At 70.6% G+C, this 15870-nt stretch carries 13 protein-coding genes and 1 tRNA gene; 13 read left to right on the forward strand and 1 reads right to left on the reverse strand.

The features are described from left to right. The first annotated feature begins 44 nt into the window (after positions 1 to 44). Together FS769_RS09220 and FS769_RS09225 are read left to right on the forward strand one after the other, a co-directional pair. The gene (locus FS769_RS09220) at positions 45 to 1922 is read left to right on the forward strand and encodes a glycoside hydrolase family 3 protein (RefSeq protein WP_144832732.1); all 1878 of its coding nucleotides are present in this window, start codon (positions 45 to 47) and stop codon (positions 1920 to 1922) included. Between the two features lie 8 nt (positions 1923 to 1930). Further along, positions 1931 to 3058 carry a LacI family DNA-binding transcriptional regulator gene (locus tag FS769_RS09225; RefSeq protein ID WP_144832734.1) on the forward strand — a complete coding sequence of 376 codons (1128 nt, stop codon included), beginning with the start codon at positions 1931 to 1933 and terminating at the stop codon, positions 3056 to 3058. Positions 3059 to 3256: 198 nt separating this feature from the next. On the opposite strand, the gene FS769_RS09230 is transcribed toward FS769_RS09225, so the two are convergent. Next, positions 3257 to 4792 carry a PucR family transcriptional regulator gene (locus FS769_RS09230; RefSeq protein WP_144832736.1) on the reverse strand — a complete coding sequence of 512 codons (1536 nt, stop codon included), beginning with the start codon at positions 4790 to 4792 and terminating at the stop codon, positions 3257 to 3259. 92 nt (positions 4793 to 4884) lie between these two features. On the opposite strand from FS769_RS09230, the gene gabT reads away from it, so the two are divergent. The 11 genes from gabT (at position 4885) to FS769_RS09285 (ending at position 15781) form a co-directional block, all read left to right on the forward strand. Continuing rightward, complete coding sequence (gene gabT, locus FS769_RS09235) at positions 4885 to 6234, forward strand: 4-aminobutyrate--2-oxoglutarate transaminase (RefSeq protein ID WP_186325493.1); 1350 nt, start codon at positions 4885 to 4887, stop codon at positions 6232 to 6234. Between the two features lie 91 nt (positions 6235 to 6325). Next, entirely contained in the window at positions 6326 to 7786 is a 1461-nt protein-coding gene (locus tag FS769_RS09240; protein WP_144832740.1) for an NAD(P)/FAD-dependent oxidoreductase, read from the forward strand. Next, entirely contained in the window at positions 7783 to 8655 is an 873-nt protein-coding gene (locus FS769_RS09245) for a universal stress protein (protein WP_144832742.1), read from the forward strand. The genes FS769_RS09240 and FS769_RS09245 overlap by 4 nt, the downstream gene beginning before the upstream one ends. Continuing rightward, positions 8652 to 10211, forward strand: a complete 1560-nt coding sequence (locus FS769_RS09250) for an APC family permease (RefSeq protein WP_144832743.1) — start codon at positions 8652 to 8654, stop codon at positions 10209 to 10211. The genes FS769_RS09245 and FS769_RS09250 overlap by 4 nt, the downstream gene beginning before the upstream one ends. A 22-nt stretch (positions 10212 to 10233) precedes the next feature. Then, positions 10234 to 11595 carry an NAD-dependent succinate-semialdehyde dehydrogenase gene (locus FS769_RS09255; protein ID WP_144832745.1) on the forward strand — a complete coding sequence of 454 codons (1362 nt, stop codon included), beginning with the start codon at positions 10234 to 10236 and terminating at the stop codon, positions 11593 to 11595. Between the two features lie 241 nt (positions 11596 to 11836). After that, positions 11837 to 11909: transfer RNA gene (locus tag FS769_RS09260), tRNA-Trp, on the forward strand. A 42-nt stretch (positions 11910 to 11951) separates the two neighbouring features. Continuing rightward, complete coding sequence (secE, locus tag FS769_RS09265) at positions 11952 to 12227, forward strand: preprotein translocase subunit SecE (RefSeq protein WP_144832746.1); 276 nt, start codon at positions 11952 to 11954, stop codon at positions 12225 to 12227. 59 nt (positions 12228 to 12286) lie between these two features. Then, positions 12287 to 13411 (forward strand): transcription termination/antitermination protein NusG, encoded by a 1125-nt coding sequence (gene nusG / locus FS769_RS09270; RefSeq protein WP_144832748.1) that lies wholly within the window; start codon positions 12287 to 12289, stop codon positions 13409 to 13411. A 229-nt stretch (positions 13412 to 13640) separates the two neighbouring features. After that, the gene (rplK, locus tag FS769_RS09275) at positions 13641 to 14072 is read left to right on the forward strand and encodes a 50S ribosomal protein L11 (RefSeq protein ID WP_013585556.1); all 432 of its coding nucleotides are present in this window, start codon (positions 13641 to 13643) and stop codon (positions 14070 to 14072) included. Positions 14073 to 14083: 11 nt separating this feature from the next. After that, positions 14084 to 14776 (forward strand): 50S ribosomal protein L1, encoded by a 693-nt coding sequence (gene rplA, locus FS769_RS09280; protein ID WP_144832750.1) that lies wholly within the window; start codon positions 14084 to 14086, stop codon positions 14774 to 14776. A 201-nt stretch (positions 14777 to 14977) separates the two neighbouring features. Continuing rightward, the gene (locus FS769_RS09285; protein WP_144833120.1) at positions 14978 to 15781 is read left to right on the forward strand and encodes an amino acid ABC transporter substrate-binding protein; all 804 of its coding nucleotides are present in this window, start codon (positions 14978 to 14980) and stop codon (positions 15779 to 15781) included. Positions 15782 to 15870: the final 89 nt, after the last annotated feature.

Raw genomic sequence — 15870 nt, forward strand, 5'->3', positions numbered from 1 at the left:
AGGCCACGCGCCCCGCACGAGACCCGAGCCCTCGAAAGGACCCCATGACCTCCCCCCGCTTCTCCACCGCCCCCGACGGGACGCGTTTCCGCGACCTGAACGGCAACGGCGTGATGGACCCCTATGAAGACCCGCGCCGGAGCGCCGACGAACGCACCGAAGATCTCGTGGGGCGTCTGAGCCTCGAAGAGAAGGTCGGTCTGATGTTCCAGACCGTCATCGAGGTCGGCGACGACGGCGAGGTGCTCGAGGCGCCGGGCGCGATCTCGAAGTCGCCCACGACCACGGTGGTCGTGCACAAGAACATGAACCACTTCAACGTGCACGCGATCCGCACGGCCCGTCAGGCGGCGACCTGGAACAACAACCTGCAGGCGCTGGCCGAGTCGACGCCGCACGGCATCCCGGTCACCATCAGCACCGACCCGCGGCACGCCTTCGTCGAGAACACGGGTGTCGCGTTCTCGGCGGGTCCCTTCTCGCAGTGGCCGGAGGGGCTGGGACTCGCCGCCCTCGACGACGTCGAGACGGTGCGCCGGTTCGCCGAGGTGGCGCGCCGGGAGTACGTCGCCGTGGGGATCCGGGCAGCCTTGCACCCGCAGATCGATCTGGCCACCGAGCCCCGGTGGGGGCGGCAGGCGCAGACCCTGGGGCAGGATGCCGCGCGCGTGACGGAGTTCACCGCGGCGTACCTGCGGGGGTTCCAGGGCGAGAAGCTGGGGCCCGACAGCGTCGCCTGCACGACCAAGCACTTCCCCGGCGGAGGGCCGCAGCAGGATGGTGAGGACGCGCACTTCCCCTACGGCCGCGAGCAGGTGTACCCGGGCGGGATGTTCGACTACCACCTCGAGCCGTTCCGCGAGGCGATCCGCCGCGGCACCGCCGCGATGATGCCGTACTACGGCATGCCGATCGGCCTCGAGGTCGACGGCGAAGCGATCGAGGAGGTCGGCTTCGGCTACAACCGGCAGATCGTGACGGGCCTGCTGCGCGAGCAGCTCGGCTACGACGGTGTCGTCGTCACCGACTGGGAGCTCGTCAACGACAACCACGTGGGCGATCAGGTGCTGCCTGCCCGCGCCTGGGGTGTCGAGCACCTCACCGCCGTCGAGCGTATGGAGAAGATCCTCGATGCCGGCTCCGACCAGTTCGGAGGGGAGGAGTGCGTCGAGATGCTCCTCGAGCTCGTCCGCGCGGGCCGGGTGTCCGAGCAGCGCATCGACGAATCGGTGCGCCGCCTGCTGCGCGTGAAGTTCGAGCTCGGCCTCTTCGACGACCCCTACGTCGACGTCGATGCCGCCGAGCGCATCGTCGGCAACCCGGAGTTCCGCGCTCTCGGCGAGGAGGCGCAGGCGCGCTCGCTGACGGTGCTCGTCAACGAGGAGCGCGACGGCCGCCCCGTTCTTCCGCTGCGCTCGGTCGGTGCCGTGTACGCCGAGGGGTTCCGGGCCGACGACGTGGCGGAACTGGGCGAGGTCGTCGCCGACCCGTTGCAGGCCGATCTGGCGATCGTGCGCATCGGGGCGCCGTTCGACCCGCGCGACGACCTGTTCCTCGAGGCGTGGTTCCACCAGGGCTCGCTCGAGTTCGCGCCCGGCCTGGTCTACCGCCTGAATCAGATCGCGGCATCCTGCCCGCTGGTCATCGTCGTGAACCTCGACCGCCCGGCGATCCTCACCCCGTTCGTGGGCCACGCGGCGGCGATCGTGGCCGACTACGGCAGCTCGGCGCGCGCCGTGCTCGATGCGCTGACCGGGCGCGTGCTGCCGCGCGGTCGCCTGCCTATCGAGATCCCCCGATCGATGGATGCCGTGCGTTCCTCCCGCGAGGATGTACCGTCGGACACCGGCGATCCCGTCTTCCCCGTGCACCATGGGCTGGAGCTCACGGACGCGCTGGTGACTGCGGGGCAGAGGGGGTAAAGCGGCCGATGGCGGAGGGACAGGCGACGCGTCGACCGACCGTGTACGACGTCGCGCAAGAGGCGAACGTCTCGATCGCGTCGGTGTCGTTCGCGTTCCGCCGACCCGACAAGCTCAGCGACGCGACGCGCGAACGCGTGCTCGATGCCGCGCGACGTCTCGGGTACGCCCCCAGTGCGGCCGCCCGCGGCCTCGCGCGCGGTCGCACGGGGACTCTCGGCCTGCACGCGTTCGACCTGTTGCTGGAGCGCCCTGATCCGCTCGCACGGCCGCTCAGCGGCTTGAAGTCGCCGCGGCTCGACACCGGGTCGCCCATCGGCTGGGACGACACCGACGACGAGGTGCTGAGCGACCCTCGAGCCTTCCCCCTGTACGTCGACGAGGTGCAGCGCGGCTTCGAGCTCGAGTGCTGGGCGCTCGGGCGGCCCGTGATGCTCAGCAGCGGGTCCGACACCGACGTGTCGGTCGCCGACACCGTGGGGCGCGTCGACGGGCTCGCCATCTTCCCGTCGCCGCAGACCGCACCGACGCTCGCCCGGCACTCGCCGTCGATCCCCATCGTGCTGTTCAGCACGGCTCCCGCCGATGACGCGCATCACCGTGTGCGCGTCGACAATGCCGGCGGCATGCGCGCCCTCGTGTCGCATCTCATCGACGAGCATGCCGCGACCGATCTCGCGTTCGTGGGGCGGCCGGAGGCGGCCGACGTGGTCGAGCGTCACGACGCGATGCTCGCGGAACTGCAGGATCGCGGCATCCGGTCTCGCCCGGGCGTCGTGGATGCCACCGTCCGGGGCGCCGACGACCTCGTGCCGCAGGTGCGCGCGCTGATCGCGGCGGGGCGGATGCCGCAGGCCTTCGTCTGCGCGTCGGATCAGCACGCGTTCGCCTTGCTCGACGCCCTCGAGGCCGAGGGCTTGCGCGTGCCCGACGACGTGGTGGTCACCGGCTTCGACGGCACCCTCGGCTCGCGCCTGACGACTCCGGCCCTGACCACCGTGCGTCAGCCGATGGAGGCGATGGGGCGCGCGGCGGCCCGCATCCTCGCCGGAACCGCGGGTGCCGCTCCGTCCGGTGGCGCGTTCGACGTCGTCTTCGAGGCCAGGGTCGTGGTGCGCCGCAGCTGCGGGTGCTGAGCGGGCGCGGGGGCTGCGCCGTCGTGCGGATCCGGCGGGCGACGCGCCGGGCCAGGGGCACCGGCATCCGGCGTGTCGGGCGTCCCGTCCGCACGACGGCGCCCGCGGCAGCGCGTGTCGGGCGTCACCTCCGCACGACGGCGCCCGCGGCAGCGCGTGTCGGGCGTCCCGTCCGCACGACGGCGCCCGCGGCCCGGCCTATTTCGCCAGCCGCAGTGCCGCCCACAGCTCGGCGCGCGCGCCGAACGACGACAGGTCGCGGTCGAGCACGCGCTCGGCCTGGGCGACGCGGGCGCGCACGGTGTGACGGTGGATGCCGAGGGCCTGAGCGGTCGCCTCGTGCGAGCAGTCGTGGGCGAGCCAGGCATCCAGGGTCTCGAGCAGCGCCGAGCCCTGCGCCTCGTCGTAGGTCCGCAGCGGAACCAGTGCGCCGGCGGCGACGGTGCGCGCGGCCTCGGAGCCGAGGGCGGCGAGAAGACCCGCCCGCGCGGTGTCGGCGAAGTCGGCGACGCCGGGCGTGGCCAGCCGGTCGCGCGCGGTGCGCGCCTGGGTCAGGGCGGCCGAGAACGCGTCGTAGCCGGTGGGTGCCGAGCACCCGACGACGATCTCGAACCGCTCGGCGACCTCGGCCAGCGTGTCGCGCGCGCCGGCGGGTACGACGATGACAAGGCCGTCGTCGCCGCGGCCGAAGAACACTTCGCCGCGGCGCTCCTGTGCGCGCAGCTCGAGCCACTCGGCGAGGGCGGTGGAGCGGGCGGATGCCGCGGGCGTCAGCGCCACCACGACCGGCGCGGTCGGCAGCGGGCCGAACAGGTCGCGGCCCGCGCGCCGGGCCAGCGCGGGATCGTCGGTCGCGAGCGACTGCACGAGCCCGGCCCGGAAGGTGCCGATGGCCCGGCCGAGGCCGTCCTGCTGCTCGAGGGCGAGGGCGGCCATCGCGACAACGGCGGTCACGACGCTGCGCGCCTCGTGGTCGAGGTCGTCGGCCGCGAGCGCGAGCACTCCGCGCAGGTGCCCGCCGCGGCCGAGGGTCTGCAGACTCACCGAGGTGTCGTCCGGGCGCACGGTCGACGCGGCGCGCGTTCCCCGGCGGAGCATCGTGGTGACCTCGGCTCCGACGGCGTCGAGGGCGGGGGAGGAGAGTCGCGCCGGAGGGTGCTCGGTGCTGAGCGTGCCGGCCGCGTCGAACAGGCCGACCCAGCAGTCCAGCTGCCGCGACAGTTCGGCGAGGGTCGCCGACAGGCCGTCGGGGCGGAGGGCCGCGAGCGAGACGGCGCGCTGGGCCGACAGCGACCAGCTGCGCCGCGCGTACGACTCGGCGGCGATGGCCTCGGCGCCGGCGCGGGCCACCGCGATGAAGGGGGTGCGGTAGGGCACCTCGAACAGCGGCATCCCGCCGGCCAGGCACGCCGCCGACAGTCCCGCCGGGATGCCCTCGCGCACGACCTCGGTGCCGAAGCCCAGTCCGCGCACCCCGCGCGCCAGGAGGCGTCCGATGTAGGAGTCGTAGTCGGCCGGGGCGGCGTCGGCGAACTGCGTGCCCGTGGTCAGCAGCACGAGCCCCTCGCTGAGGAACGGCGTCGGATCGGCGAGGTCGCTGGAGTGCACCCACCGCACGGCCCGGTCGATGCTGCCGTCTGGCAGCTCGGCTTCGTCGACGACCAGGCGCAGGTGCAAGTCGGTGCGGGCGAGCAGGGCGCGCAGGCTCGGCGGGGCGACGGCGTTGTCGGCCATGGATTCTCCTGTACGAGACGTATATGAGGGCGCTTGCGACTGTACAGGCAGGAGAGTGCGGGCTCCGTGGCGGCGTCCGTAGCATCGCCGCCATGAGCCTCGACACCCTTCCCCTCGTCGGCGGTCCGACCCTTCCGCAGGAGCGCCGCCTCGTCACCGCCATCCCCGGCCCGCGCTCGCAGGAGCTCCTCGAGCGCAAGGCCGCCGCCGTGGCATCCGGAGTCGGCCACACCGTGCCCATCCAGGCCGTCGCGGCCGGCGGGGGAGTCGTCGTCGACGCCGACGGCAACTCGCTCATCGACCTCGGCTCGGGCATCGCCGTCACCAGCGTCGGCAACGCCCACCCCGCGGTCGTGAAGGCCGTGCAGGAGCAGGTGGCCGCCTTCACGCACACGTGCTTCATGATCTCGCCCTACGACTCGTACGTGTCCGTCGCCGAGGCGCTGAACCGCCTCACCCCCGGCGACCACGCGAAGAAGAGCGCGCTGTTCAACTCGGGCGCCGAGGCGGTCGAGAACGCCGTCAAGATCGCCCGCAAGTTCACCGGTCGTCAGGCGGTCGTCGCCTTCGACCACGCGTACCACGGCCGCACCAACCTCACGATGGCGCTGACGGCGAAGAACATGCCGTACAAGAGCGGCTTCGGCCCCTTCGCCGCCGAGGTCTACCGCGCTCCGCTGTCGTACCCGTTCCGTGACGGGCTCTCGGGACCGGATGCCGCGGCCAAGGCCATCTCGCTCATCGAGAAGCAGGTCGGCGCCGAGAACCTCGCCGCGGTCATCATCGAGCCCATCCAGGGCGAGGGCGGGTTCATCGTCCCCGCCGACGGCTTCCTCAACGCGATCGTCGACTGGTGCCGCGACAACGGCGTGGTCTTCATCGCCGACGAGGTGCAGTCGGGCTTCGCCCGCACCGGCGCAATGTTCGCCAGCGAGCACTTCGGCATCGTCCCCGACCTCGTCACCACGGCCAAGGGCATCGCCGGCGGTCTGCCGCTGGCGGCGGTCACGGGCCGCGCCGAGATCATGGACGCCACGCACACCGGCGGCCTCGGCGGCACCTACGGCGGAAACCCCATCGCCTGCGCCGCCGCCCTGGCCTCGATCGACGCCTTCGAGAACGAAGGGTTCGTCGGGCGCGCCCGCGAGATCGGCGAGCTGCTGCTCGGTCGCCTCCGCGAGATGCAGCAGAGCGATCCGCGCATCGGCGACGTGCGCGGCCACGGCGCGATGATCGCCGCCGAGTTCGTCGACCCCGCCACCGGCGCCCCCGACGCCGCGCTCACCTCAGCCGTGGCCAAGGCCGCGATCGCCGAAGGCGTGATCGTGCTCACCTGCGGCACCTACGGCAACGTCATCCGGTTCCTGCCCCCGCTGTCGATCGGCGACGACCTGCTCGCCGAGGGCCTCGACGTCGTCGCCGCGGCCCTCGCGCGCAGCTGACAGGCGTCCCGACGGCGGCGGAAGACCCGAGAGCCCGCCGCCGTCGGGGCCACACTTTCCGACTTCGAACGACAAACCTAAGGACGCTTCCATGGACGAGATCACCCGAGACGTGGTCGTCATCGGAGCCGGCGCCGCCGGCCTGACCGCCGCCAACGACCTGCGCACGGCCGGACTGTCGGTCGTCGTGCTCGAGGCGCGCGACCGCGTCGGCGGGCGCCTGTGGACCGACGTGGTCGACGGCGCGATGCTCGAGCTCGGCGGCCAGTGGGTCTCGCCCGACCAGACGGCGCTCATCGACACCGTCGCCGACCTCGGGCTCGAGACCTACAGCCGCTACCGCGAGGGCGACAGCGTCTACGTCGGCCCCGGCGGCGACGCCAAGCGCTTCACGGGCGAGATGTTCCCCGTCGCGCCCGAGACCGAGAAGGCGATCGACGACATCACCGCGCGTCTCGATCAGATGGTCGCCGAGATCGACCCCGACAAGCCGTGGGAGCACCCGAACGCCGCCGAGTGGGACAAGATCTCGTGGGACGCCTGGCTGCGCGAGCAGACCGACGACGACGAGGCCGTGCGCAACCTCGCCTTCGCGACCGGCTCGGCGATGCTCACCAAGCCCACGCACACCTTCTCGCTGCTGCAGTCGCTGCTCATGGCGGCATCCGCCGGCTCGTACTCGAACCTCGTCGACGCCGACTTCATCCTCGACAAGCGTGTCGCCGGCGGCCTCCAGCAGGTTCCCGAACTGCTCGCCGAGCGCCTCGGCGACGACGTGATCCTCAACCAGCCCGTGCGCCGCATCGTCTGGGGTGCCGCATCGGCGACCCCCGCGAGCCCCGCCGACGCGGCCACGGGGCAGCGCGTCGCCGACCTGCGTGCGCTGACCGCCCGCGTCGATGCGGCGAAGTCCTCGTCCGACGGGGTCACGGTGATCGCCGACGGCGTCACGGTGCGCGCCCGCTTCGCCGTGCTGGCGCTCGCGCCCGTGCTCTACTCGCGCATCTCGTTCGAGCCCCCGCTGCCGCGCGTGCAGCACCAGATGCACCAGCACATCTCGATGGGCTTCGTCATCAAGGTGCACGCCGTCTACGAGACGCCGTTCTGGCGTGACAAGGGCCTGTCGGGCACCGCCTTCAGCCCGTACGAGCTCGTCCACGAGGCCTACGACAACACCAACCACGGCGACGAGCGCGGCACCCTGGTCGGCTTCGTGTCCGACCAGAACGCCGACGACGTCTTCCGTCTCAGCGCCGAGGAGCGCCGCGAGCGCATCCTCGAGTCGCTGTCGCACTACTACGGCCCCGAGGCGAAGAACCCCGTCGTCTACTACGAGAGCGACTGGGGCACCGAGGAGTGGACGCGCGGCGCGTACGCCGCGAGCTTCGACATGGGCGGTCTGCACCGTTACGGCGCCGACCTGCGCGAGCCCGTCGGCGCGATCCACCTCGCCTGCAGCGACATGGCCGGCGCGGGGTACCAGCACGTCGACGGAGCGATCCGTCAGGGCCACCGCGCCGCCGACGAGATCCTCGAGCGGACGCGCGGATGAGCGGCGACCGCGTCGTCGTCGGCTACACGGCGACCGACGCGGGCGCCGACGCCCTCGCCCTCGGGGCGCGACTGGGTGCCGTGCTCGACACGTCCGTCCACGTCGTGGTCGTGCTGCCCTCGGCCGAGAACAACGTCTCGATCCCGACGGATGCCGGCTACGAGCGTCTCGTGCAGGACACCGCCCGCGGCTGGCTGCGCGAGGCGCTGGCGCCGTATCCCGGCATCCGGGGGCACGTGCGTTTCGCGTCGTCCGTCTCCGACGGCCTGGTCTCGGCGGCGGAGGAGTTCGGGGCGGCCGTCATCGTCGTCGGCACCGGCGGGGGAGGGCCGCGCGGCCGGCACCGCCTCGGCACGACCGCCGAAGAGCTCGTGCACTCCGCTCCCGTCCCCGTCGCCCTCGCTCCCGAGGGTGCACGCGACGTCGATCCCGTTGTGGGGCTCCCGCGCATCACCGCCGCGATCGGCACCCGCCCCGGAGCCGACGTGCTGCTCGACACCGCGGCATCCGTCTCCCGCCGGGCGAACGCTCCGCTGCGACTCCTCTCGCTCGCGGGGGTCGACCTGCCGGGGCGCGTCGACGCGTCGCTGACCCGGTTGACCGGTCAGGCGCACGCCGAGAGCGTGCTCGAGTCGGTCCGCACGGCCCTCCCCGCCGAGATCGAGGCCGAGGCCGTCGTCGGCGCAGGCTCCGACATCGAAGACGCGGTGTCGCGCATCGACTGGATGCCGGGCGAGATCGCCCTCGTGGGCTCCAGCCGGCTGGCCCAGCCGCGCCGGCTGTTCCTCGGCTCCACCGCAGGGCGGATCCTCCGCGCCCTGCCCGTTCCCATGATCGTGGTGCCCCGCACCTCGGAGACCTCCTCATGACCACTTCTCGCAACGAGGCGAGCCCCGCACCCGACAGCGCCGTCACCACCGGCATCTCCAACAAGGGACTCCGGGTCGGCTCGATCGGCATGGTCGGCGCCGTCGTCATCGGCATCTCGACCATCGCCCCCGCCTACACCCTCACCGGGGCCCTCGGTCCGACGGTCTCGGCCGTCGGGTTCCAGGTGCCCGCGATCATCCTCGTCGGGTTCATCCCGATGCTGCTGGTGGCCCTCGGCTATCGCGAATTGAATTCCCGGATGCCGGATGCCGGCACCTCGTTCACCTGGGCGGCCCGCGCCTTCGGGCCCTGGGTCGGCTGGATGGCCGGGTGGGGTCTGATCGCTGCGACCGTGATCGTGCTGTCGAACCTCGCCGGCATCGCGGTGGACTTCCTGTTCCTTCTGATCGCGCAGATCAGCGGCAACGCAGAGATCGCCGAGCTCACGCGGGTCGTGCCGATCAACATCGCGGTGTGCCTGCTGTTCATGCTGCTGGCCACGATCGTGTCGTACCGCGACCTGCAGACCACCCAGCGTCTGCAGTACGGCCTCGTCGGCTTCCAGATCCTCGTGCTGCTGGTGTTCGCCGGGGCGGCGGTCGTCGAGATGACGAACGGCAACGCCTTCGACGCGAGCCCCGTGCAGCTGTCGTGGTTCAACCCGTTCGAGGTCGACTCGTTCAGCGCGTTCGCCGCCGGGCTCTCGCTGTCGATCTTCATCTTCTGGGGGTGGGACGTCATCCTCACGATGAACGAGGAGACGAAGGATCCCGACAAGACCCCCGGTCGCGCGGCCACCGTCACGGTGTTCCTGATCGTGGCGCTGTACCTCTTCATCGCCGTCGCGCTGCTGATGTTCGCCGGCAACGGCACGGGCGAACTGGGACTGGGTAACGAAGACATCCAGGAGAACGTCTTCTTCCACCTCTCGGGACCGATCCTCGGCCCCCTCGCCTTCCTCGTCTCGCTCGCGGTGCTCACCAGCTCCGCGTCGTCGCTGCAGGCGACCTTCGTCGGACCCGCCCGCACGCTGCTCGCGATGGCGCACTACGACGCCCTGCCGGCGAAGTTCGCGAAGGTCAGCCCGCGCTTCTTCACGCCCGGCTACGCCACCATCGTGTCGGCCATCGTGGCATCCGTGTTCTACGCCGTCATGCGCGTGCTCAGCGAGAACGTGCTCACCGACACCATCACGGCCCTCGGCGCGATGATCTGCTTCTACTACGGCCTCACGGCCTTCGCGTGCGTCTGGTACTTCCGCAAGCAGTGGTTCGACTCGGTGCGCAACGTGCTGCTGACGCTGCTCGCCCCGCTCGTGGGCGGAGTGATCCTCGCGGTGCTCTTCGTCACCACGCTGATCGACAGCGCGAGCCCCGATTACGGCTCGGGCTCCGAGATCGGGGGAGTGGGCCTGGTCTTCGTCATCACGGTGGTCATCATCGTGGTGGGGATCGTCCTCATGATCGCCCAGCGCGTGAAGAGCCCCGGCTTCTTCCGCGGTGAGACCCTGGGACGCGAGGCGCCCGCCAGCGCCCGCCGTCGCCGCACGACCTGACAACGAAACGAAAAGGAGCACCATGAGCGACTACGCCGTCGTCAATCCCGCCACCGGCGAGACCCTCGCCGAGTACGACACGCTGAGCGACTCCGGGGTCGAAGAGGCCATCGCCTCCGCCCACGAGGGCTACCGCGTGTGGGCGGCGACCGCCCCGGCCGAGCGCGCCACGGCCATCCGCCGCGTCGCCGAGCTGCACCGCGAGCGCCGCGACGAGCTCGCGGCCATCATCGTGCGCGAGATGGGCAAGCCCCTCGAGGCCGCCCTGGGCGAGGTCGACTTCGCGGCCGACATCACCGAGTACTACGCCGACAACATCGACAAGATCACCGGCGACACCCCGCTCGACATCCCGGCCGAGGGCACCGCCGTGATCCGCCGCTCCCCGCTGGGCGTGCTGCTGGGCATCATGCCGTGGAACTTCCCGTACTACCAGGTCGCCCGTTTCGCGGCGCCGAACCTGGCGGTGGGCAACACGATCCTCCTCAAGCACGCGCCGCAGTGCCCCGAGTCGGCCGAGGCGCTTGAGGCGATCTACCGCGACGCCGGGCTCCCCGAGGGTGCCTACGTCAACATCCGCGCCACCAACGACCAGGCGGCGACCATCATCGCCGATCGTCGCGTGCAGGGCGTCTCGGTCACCGGCTCGGAGCGCGCGGGTGCCGCGGTCGCCGAGATCGCCGGCCGCAACCTCAAGAAGGTCGCGCTCGAGCTCGGCGGGTCCGACCCGTTCATCCTGCTGTCCACCGACGACCTCGACGCCGCGGTGCAGGCGGCCGTCGACGCGCGCCTCGACAACAACGGACAGTCGTGCAACGCGGCCAAGCGCTTCATCGTCGCCGACGACCTGTACGAGGGCTTCCTGTCGAAGTTCACCGCCGCCCTCGGCGAGGCCAAGGTGGGCGACCCGTTCGCCGACGACACGGTGCTCGGGCCCCTCTCGTCGCTGACCGCGGCCGAGCGGCTCGACGAGCAGGTGCAGCGCGCGCAGGCGCAGGGCGCCACCGTCGAGGTCGGCGGAAAGCGCGACGGGGCGTTCTACCCCGGCACCGTCCTCACCGGGGTGACCAAGGACATGGACGCCTACGGCGAGGAGTTCTTCGGCCCCGTGGGCGTGGTCTACCGGGTCTCGGGTGAAGACGAGGCAGTGGCCCTGGCCAACGACACGGGCTACGGCCTGGGCTCGTACGTGTTCACCACGGATGCCGAGCAGGCCCAGCGCATCGCCGACAAGATCGAGGCCGGCATGGTCTACGTCAACCTCGTGCTCGCCGACTCGCCGGAGCTGCCCTTCGGCGGCGTCAAGCGCAGCGGCACCTCGCGAGAGATGGGCCTGCTGGCGGCCGACGAGTTCGTCAACAAGAAGCTCATCCGCTCGGCGTGACCCCCCACCGCACCCCTCGGTCCGCGCGCTCTCATGCGCTCCGACCGAGGGGTGCGGCGCGCTCCGCGACATGCCCGGTGGGGCCGGCTCGGTTCGCCAGGTCCGACCTCATGACATAGACTGGGGAGTGCAGTCGAAATCTGCATTCTTTCGCCGTGCCCCCGGGCACGCGGCATCCCTCCCCGAGAGATTCCAGGCGGAACGCATGTCGGTTTCGAATCCTGGATCCCGTCGGGATCTTAGGGCGGTAGCTCAATTGGCAGAGCAGCGGTCTCCAAAACCGCAGGTTGCAGGTTCGATTCCTGTCCGCCCTGCGCACAGCGCACGCTGGCACACAGACAGACCTAGGTGGTTCGATGACGCAGGAAGAGGCGAAGGGCGAGATCGTCGCAGACCGCGGCGCGCCCCGCGAGAAGAAGCTGAACTTCTTCGCGCGGATCGCTCTCTTCATTCGTCAGGTCTTCGCAGAACTGCGCAAGGTCGTCACGCCGACGCGGCAGGAGCTCCTGAAGTTCACCGCCGTCGTCCTCGGGTTCGTCGTCGTCATGATGGCGATCGTCTACGGCCTCGACGTGCTGTTCGTGTGGATCACCACCGCCGTCTTCGGCGTCCCCGGTACCGCCGGCGCCTGACCGCGTCTGGACGGACGCGCGGCGCCTGGAGCGGCCGCCTCTGAACGGAAGAGATCACAGTGTCTGAAAGATATGTCGACGACGCCGACTGGGCGACGGCAGCCGAGCAGTCCAGCGAGGACGACGAGGCCCAAGAAGGCAACGTGCTCGAGTCGCAGGAGCGCGCCTCCGACTCGGCCGAGCACTCCGCCGTGCACGTCGTCGACGACGAGACCGACACCGACGACGCCGACCTCGGCGACATCGACATCACCGACCCGGAGGCGGACGCGATCGTGAACGACGCTCTCGAGATCGACGAGACCAGCGAGGCCGAGGCCGCCGCCGAGGTGCTCACCGACGCCCTCGCCGAGGAGCAGGCCGAAGAGGCCGCCGAGGCCGCCGACGAGGTCACCCCCTACGACGGTCCCGACATCAACGGCGAGCCCGACGCGCCCGTGCTCGACGAGGACTTCGTCGACGAGGTCTCCGCCGCGGCATCCGTCGTCGACGAGGCCGAGGCGTCCGAGTCGCCGGCCGACGCCGCGACCGATGTCGACGCCGAAGAGACCGACGAAGACGCCGACCCGTACGAGGCGTTCCGCGCCGAGCTGCGGTCGCTCCCCGGCAAGTGGTTCGTCATCCACTCCTACGCCGGTTTCGAGCGCAAGGTGAAGGCCAACATCGAGCAGCGCAAGTCGACGCTCGAGGTCGAGGACGACATCTACCAGGTCGAGGTCCCCATGGAGGACGTCGTCGAGATCAAGAACGGCCAGCGCAAGATGGTCAACCGCGTGCGCATCCCCGGCTACGTGCTGGTGCGCATGGACCTCAATGAAGACACCTGGTCGGTCGTGCGTCACACCCCCGGTGTCACGGGCTTCGTGGGCAACGCCCACAACCCCACGCCGCTGCGCTTCGAAGAGGCCTTCAACATGCTGAAGAGCCTCGTCGAGGTCAAAGAGTCCGCTCCCGCGAAGGGCGGCGCCGTCAAGGGTGCTCCGACCGCGCAGCGCGTCATCCCCGCCGAGGTCGACTTCGAGACCGGCGAGACGATCACGATCAAGGAGGGCTCGTTCGCGGGTCTTCCCGGCACGATCAGCGAGATCAAGCCCGAGAGCGGCAAGCTCACGGTGCTGGTGTCGCTCTTCGAGCGCGAGACCCCGGTCGAGCTGTCGTTCGACCAGGTCACCAAGATGGTCTGACGCCCACCCGCGTCTTCGCGAACGCCCCGCCCGGCTCGTCCGGCGGGGCGTTCGCCGTTCCCGGCGGGCGCCGCTCTCCTTGCGTCGGGAGGGTGGGATGCCGACGGGCGTCACGTCGCGTATGATGGGCAGGTTGCGTGCGTCAGCGCGCGACGACCGCTGCCCGGAATCCGCCGGGTGTGCGGGAGAGAGGGAGCCGCCACGGCCCCGCTCGAGAGAGGAAAAGGATATGGCACCCAAGAAGAAGGTGACCGGCCTGATCAAGCTCCAGATCAAGGCGGGTGCGGCCAACCCCGCGCCCCCCATCGGTCCGGCGCTCGGTCAGCACGGCGTCAACATCATGGAGTTCTGCAAGGCGTACAACGCGGCGACCGAGGCCCAGCGCGGCAACGTCATCCCCGTCGAGATCACCGTCTACGAGGACCGCAGCTTCACGTTCATCCTGAAGACGCCCCCCGCCGCAGAGCTCATCAAGAAGGCCGCCGGTCTCGCCAAGGGCTCGTCGACGCCCCACACGGTCAAGGTGGGCAAGCTCACCAAGGACCAGGTCCGCGAGATCGCCACCACGAAGCAGCCCGACCTGAACGCGAACGACATCGAGGCCGCCTCGAAGATCATCGCCGGCACCGCCCGTTCCATGGGCATCACGGTCGAGGACTGAGGGAGATAACAATGGCTACCAAGTCCAAGGCATTCCGCGCCGCTGCTGAGAAGATCGCGGCCGACACGTTCTACACCCCGACCGAGGCCGTCGCCCTCGCGAAGGAGACCGGCTCGAAGAAGTTCGACTCGACCGTCGAGGTCGCGCTGAAGCTCGCGGTCGACCCCCGTAAGGCCGACCAGATGGTTCGCGGCACGGTCATCCTGCCCCACGGCACGGGTAAGACCGCGCGCGTCATCGTCTTCGCCAACGGCCCCGCGGCCGAGGCGGCTCTCGCCGCCGGCGCCGACGAGGTCGGTGGCACCGAGCTCATCGAGAAGGTCGCCGGCGGTTACACCGCGTTCGACGCGGCCGTCGCCACGCCCGAGCTCATGGGCCAGGTCGGTCGCCTCGGTAAGGTCCTCGGACCCCGCGGCCTCATGCCGAACCCCAAGACCGGCACCGTGACCCCCAACCCGGCCAAGGCCGTCGAGGAGATCAAGGGCGGAAAGATCGAGTTCCGCGTCGACAAGCACGCCAACGTGCACTTCGTCGTGGGCAAGGCATCGTTCACCGCTGAGCAGCTCGACGAGAACCTCGCCGCCGCTCTCGAGGAGATCGTCCGCCTCAAGCCGTCGAGCTCGAAGGGCCGTTACATCCAGAAGGGCGCCGTGTCGACCACGTTCGGCCCCGGCATCCCGCTGGACGTCAACTCCATCATGTGACATCCGTCACTTCGGAAGCCCCGTCGCGCCTTGCGCGGCGGGGCTTCTGCGTTGCCGGCGCGTGCACGATCGTGCAATACAGCGTCATCCGGGAAGACTCCGCTGCCGCGGCGTGTTCTGCTGGAGGGTGCGCTCGCGCACCGACCACGTCCGGCGCCGCACCGCGCCACCCCCCCCACATCACACATGTCTGGAACAGCTATGCCCCGTCGCCGTCTGACCGTCCTCGCCGCCACCCTGGGCCTGAGCGCCCTCGCGCTGACCGCCTGCAGCGGCGGCTCCTCCACGACCGATCCCGCCGCGGGCGCCGACCTCGGTCTGGTCTCGGGCGGCACGCTGACCGTCGCCACCGAGGGCACCTACCGCCCGTTCTCGTACCACGAGGGCGCCGGCGAGCTCACGGGCTTCGACGTCGAGATCGCCAAGGCCGTCGCCGACAAGCTCGGCCTGCAGGTGAAGTTCCAGGAGACCCAGTGGGACGCGATCTTCGCGGGCCTCGATGCGGGTCGCTTCGACGTCATCGCCAACCAGGTCTCGATCAACCCCGACCGTCAGGCGAAGTACGACTTCAGCTCGCCGTACACGGTGTCGCGTGGCGTGATCGTCACCACCGAAGACGAGAACGGCATCTCGAGCTTCGCCGACCTGTCGGGCAAGACCACCGCGCAGTCGCTCACCAGCAACTGGTACGAGCTCGCGACCTCGAGCGGTGCCCAGGTCGAAGCCGTCGAGGGCTGGGCGCAGGCCGTCGCGCTGCTCAAGCAGGGCCGGGTCGACGCCACGGTCAACGACCAGCTCACCTACCTCGACTACGAGAAGACGAACAGCCCCACGGGCCTGAAGATCGCCGCGCAGACCGACGACACCTCCGAGAGCGCGTTCGCGTTCAAGAAGGGTCAGGACAAGCTGGCGGATGCCGTGGACGGCGCCCTCGACGAGCTTCGTACCGACGGCACTCTCGCGCAGATCAGCGAGAAGTACTTCGGCGCAGACGTCACCCAGTAAGCCCGATGTAAAGCCCCGCGGATCATCCGCCACCCACCCGTAGCGTGGACGGCGGATGATCCGCTGCGGCGTCCGCCGCGGGTGATCCG

This window comes from Microbacterium sp. BH-3-3-3, from assembly GCF_007679045.1.
GTDB classification, from domain to species: domain Bacteria; phylum Actinomycetota; class Actinomycetes; order Actinomycetales; family Microbacteriaceae; genus Microbacterium; species Microbacterium algihabitans.

What these genes read in the sequence shown, in the direction of transcription:
- secE (WP_144832746.1), top strand. Translation starts at nt 11,952, where the DNA reads ATGACGCAGGAAGAGGCGAAGGGCGAGATCGTCGCAGACCGCGGCGCG.
- FS769_RS09240 (WP_144832740.1), top strand. Translation starts at nt 6,326, where the DNA reads ATGGACGAGATCACCCGAGACGTGGTCGTCATCGGAGCCGGCGCCGCC.
- FS769_RS09245 (WP_144832742.1), top strand. Translation starts at nt 7,783, where the DNA reads ATGAGCGGCGACCGCGTCGTCGTCGGCTACACGGCGACCGACGCGGGC.
- FS769_RS09225 (WP_144832734.1), top strand. Translation starts at nt 1,931, where the DNA reads ATGGCGGAGGGACAGGCGACGCGTCGACCGACCGTGTACGACGTCGCG.
- rplK (WP_013585556.1), top strand. Translation starts at nt 13,641, where the DNA reads ATGGCACCCAAGAAGAAGGTGACCGGCCTGATCAAGCTCCAGATCAAG.
- gabT (WP_186325493.1), top strand. Translation starts at nt 4,885, where the DNA reads ATGAGCCTCGACACCCTTCCCCTCGTCGGCGGTCCGACCCTTCCGCAG.
- FS769_RS09255 (WP_144832745.1), top strand. Translation starts at nt 10,234, where the DNA reads ATGAGCGACTACGCCGTCGTCAATCCCGCCACCGGCGAGACCCTCGCC.
- FS769_RS09230 (WP_144832736.1), bottom strand. Translation starts at nt 4,792, where the DNA reads ATGGCCGACAACGCCGTCGCCCCGCCGAGCCTGCGCGCCCTGCTCGCC.
- FS769_RS09250 (WP_144832743.1), top strand. Translation starts at nt 8,652, where the DNA reads ATGACCACTTCTCGCAACGAGGCGAGCCCCGCACCCGACAGCGCCGTC.
- rplA (WP_144832750.1), top strand. Translation starts at nt 14,084, where the DNA reads ATGGCTACCAAGTCCAAGGCATTCCGCGCCGCTGCTGAGAAGATCGCG.
- FS769_RS09220 (WP_144832732.1), top strand. Translation starts at nt 45, where the DNA reads ATGACCTCCCCCCGCTTCTCCACCGCCCCCGACGGGACGCGTTTCCGC.
- FS769_RS09285 (WP_144833120.1), top strand. Translation starts at nt 14,978, where the DNA reads ATGCCCCGTCGCCGTCTGACCGTCCTCGCCGCCACCCTGGGCCTGAGC.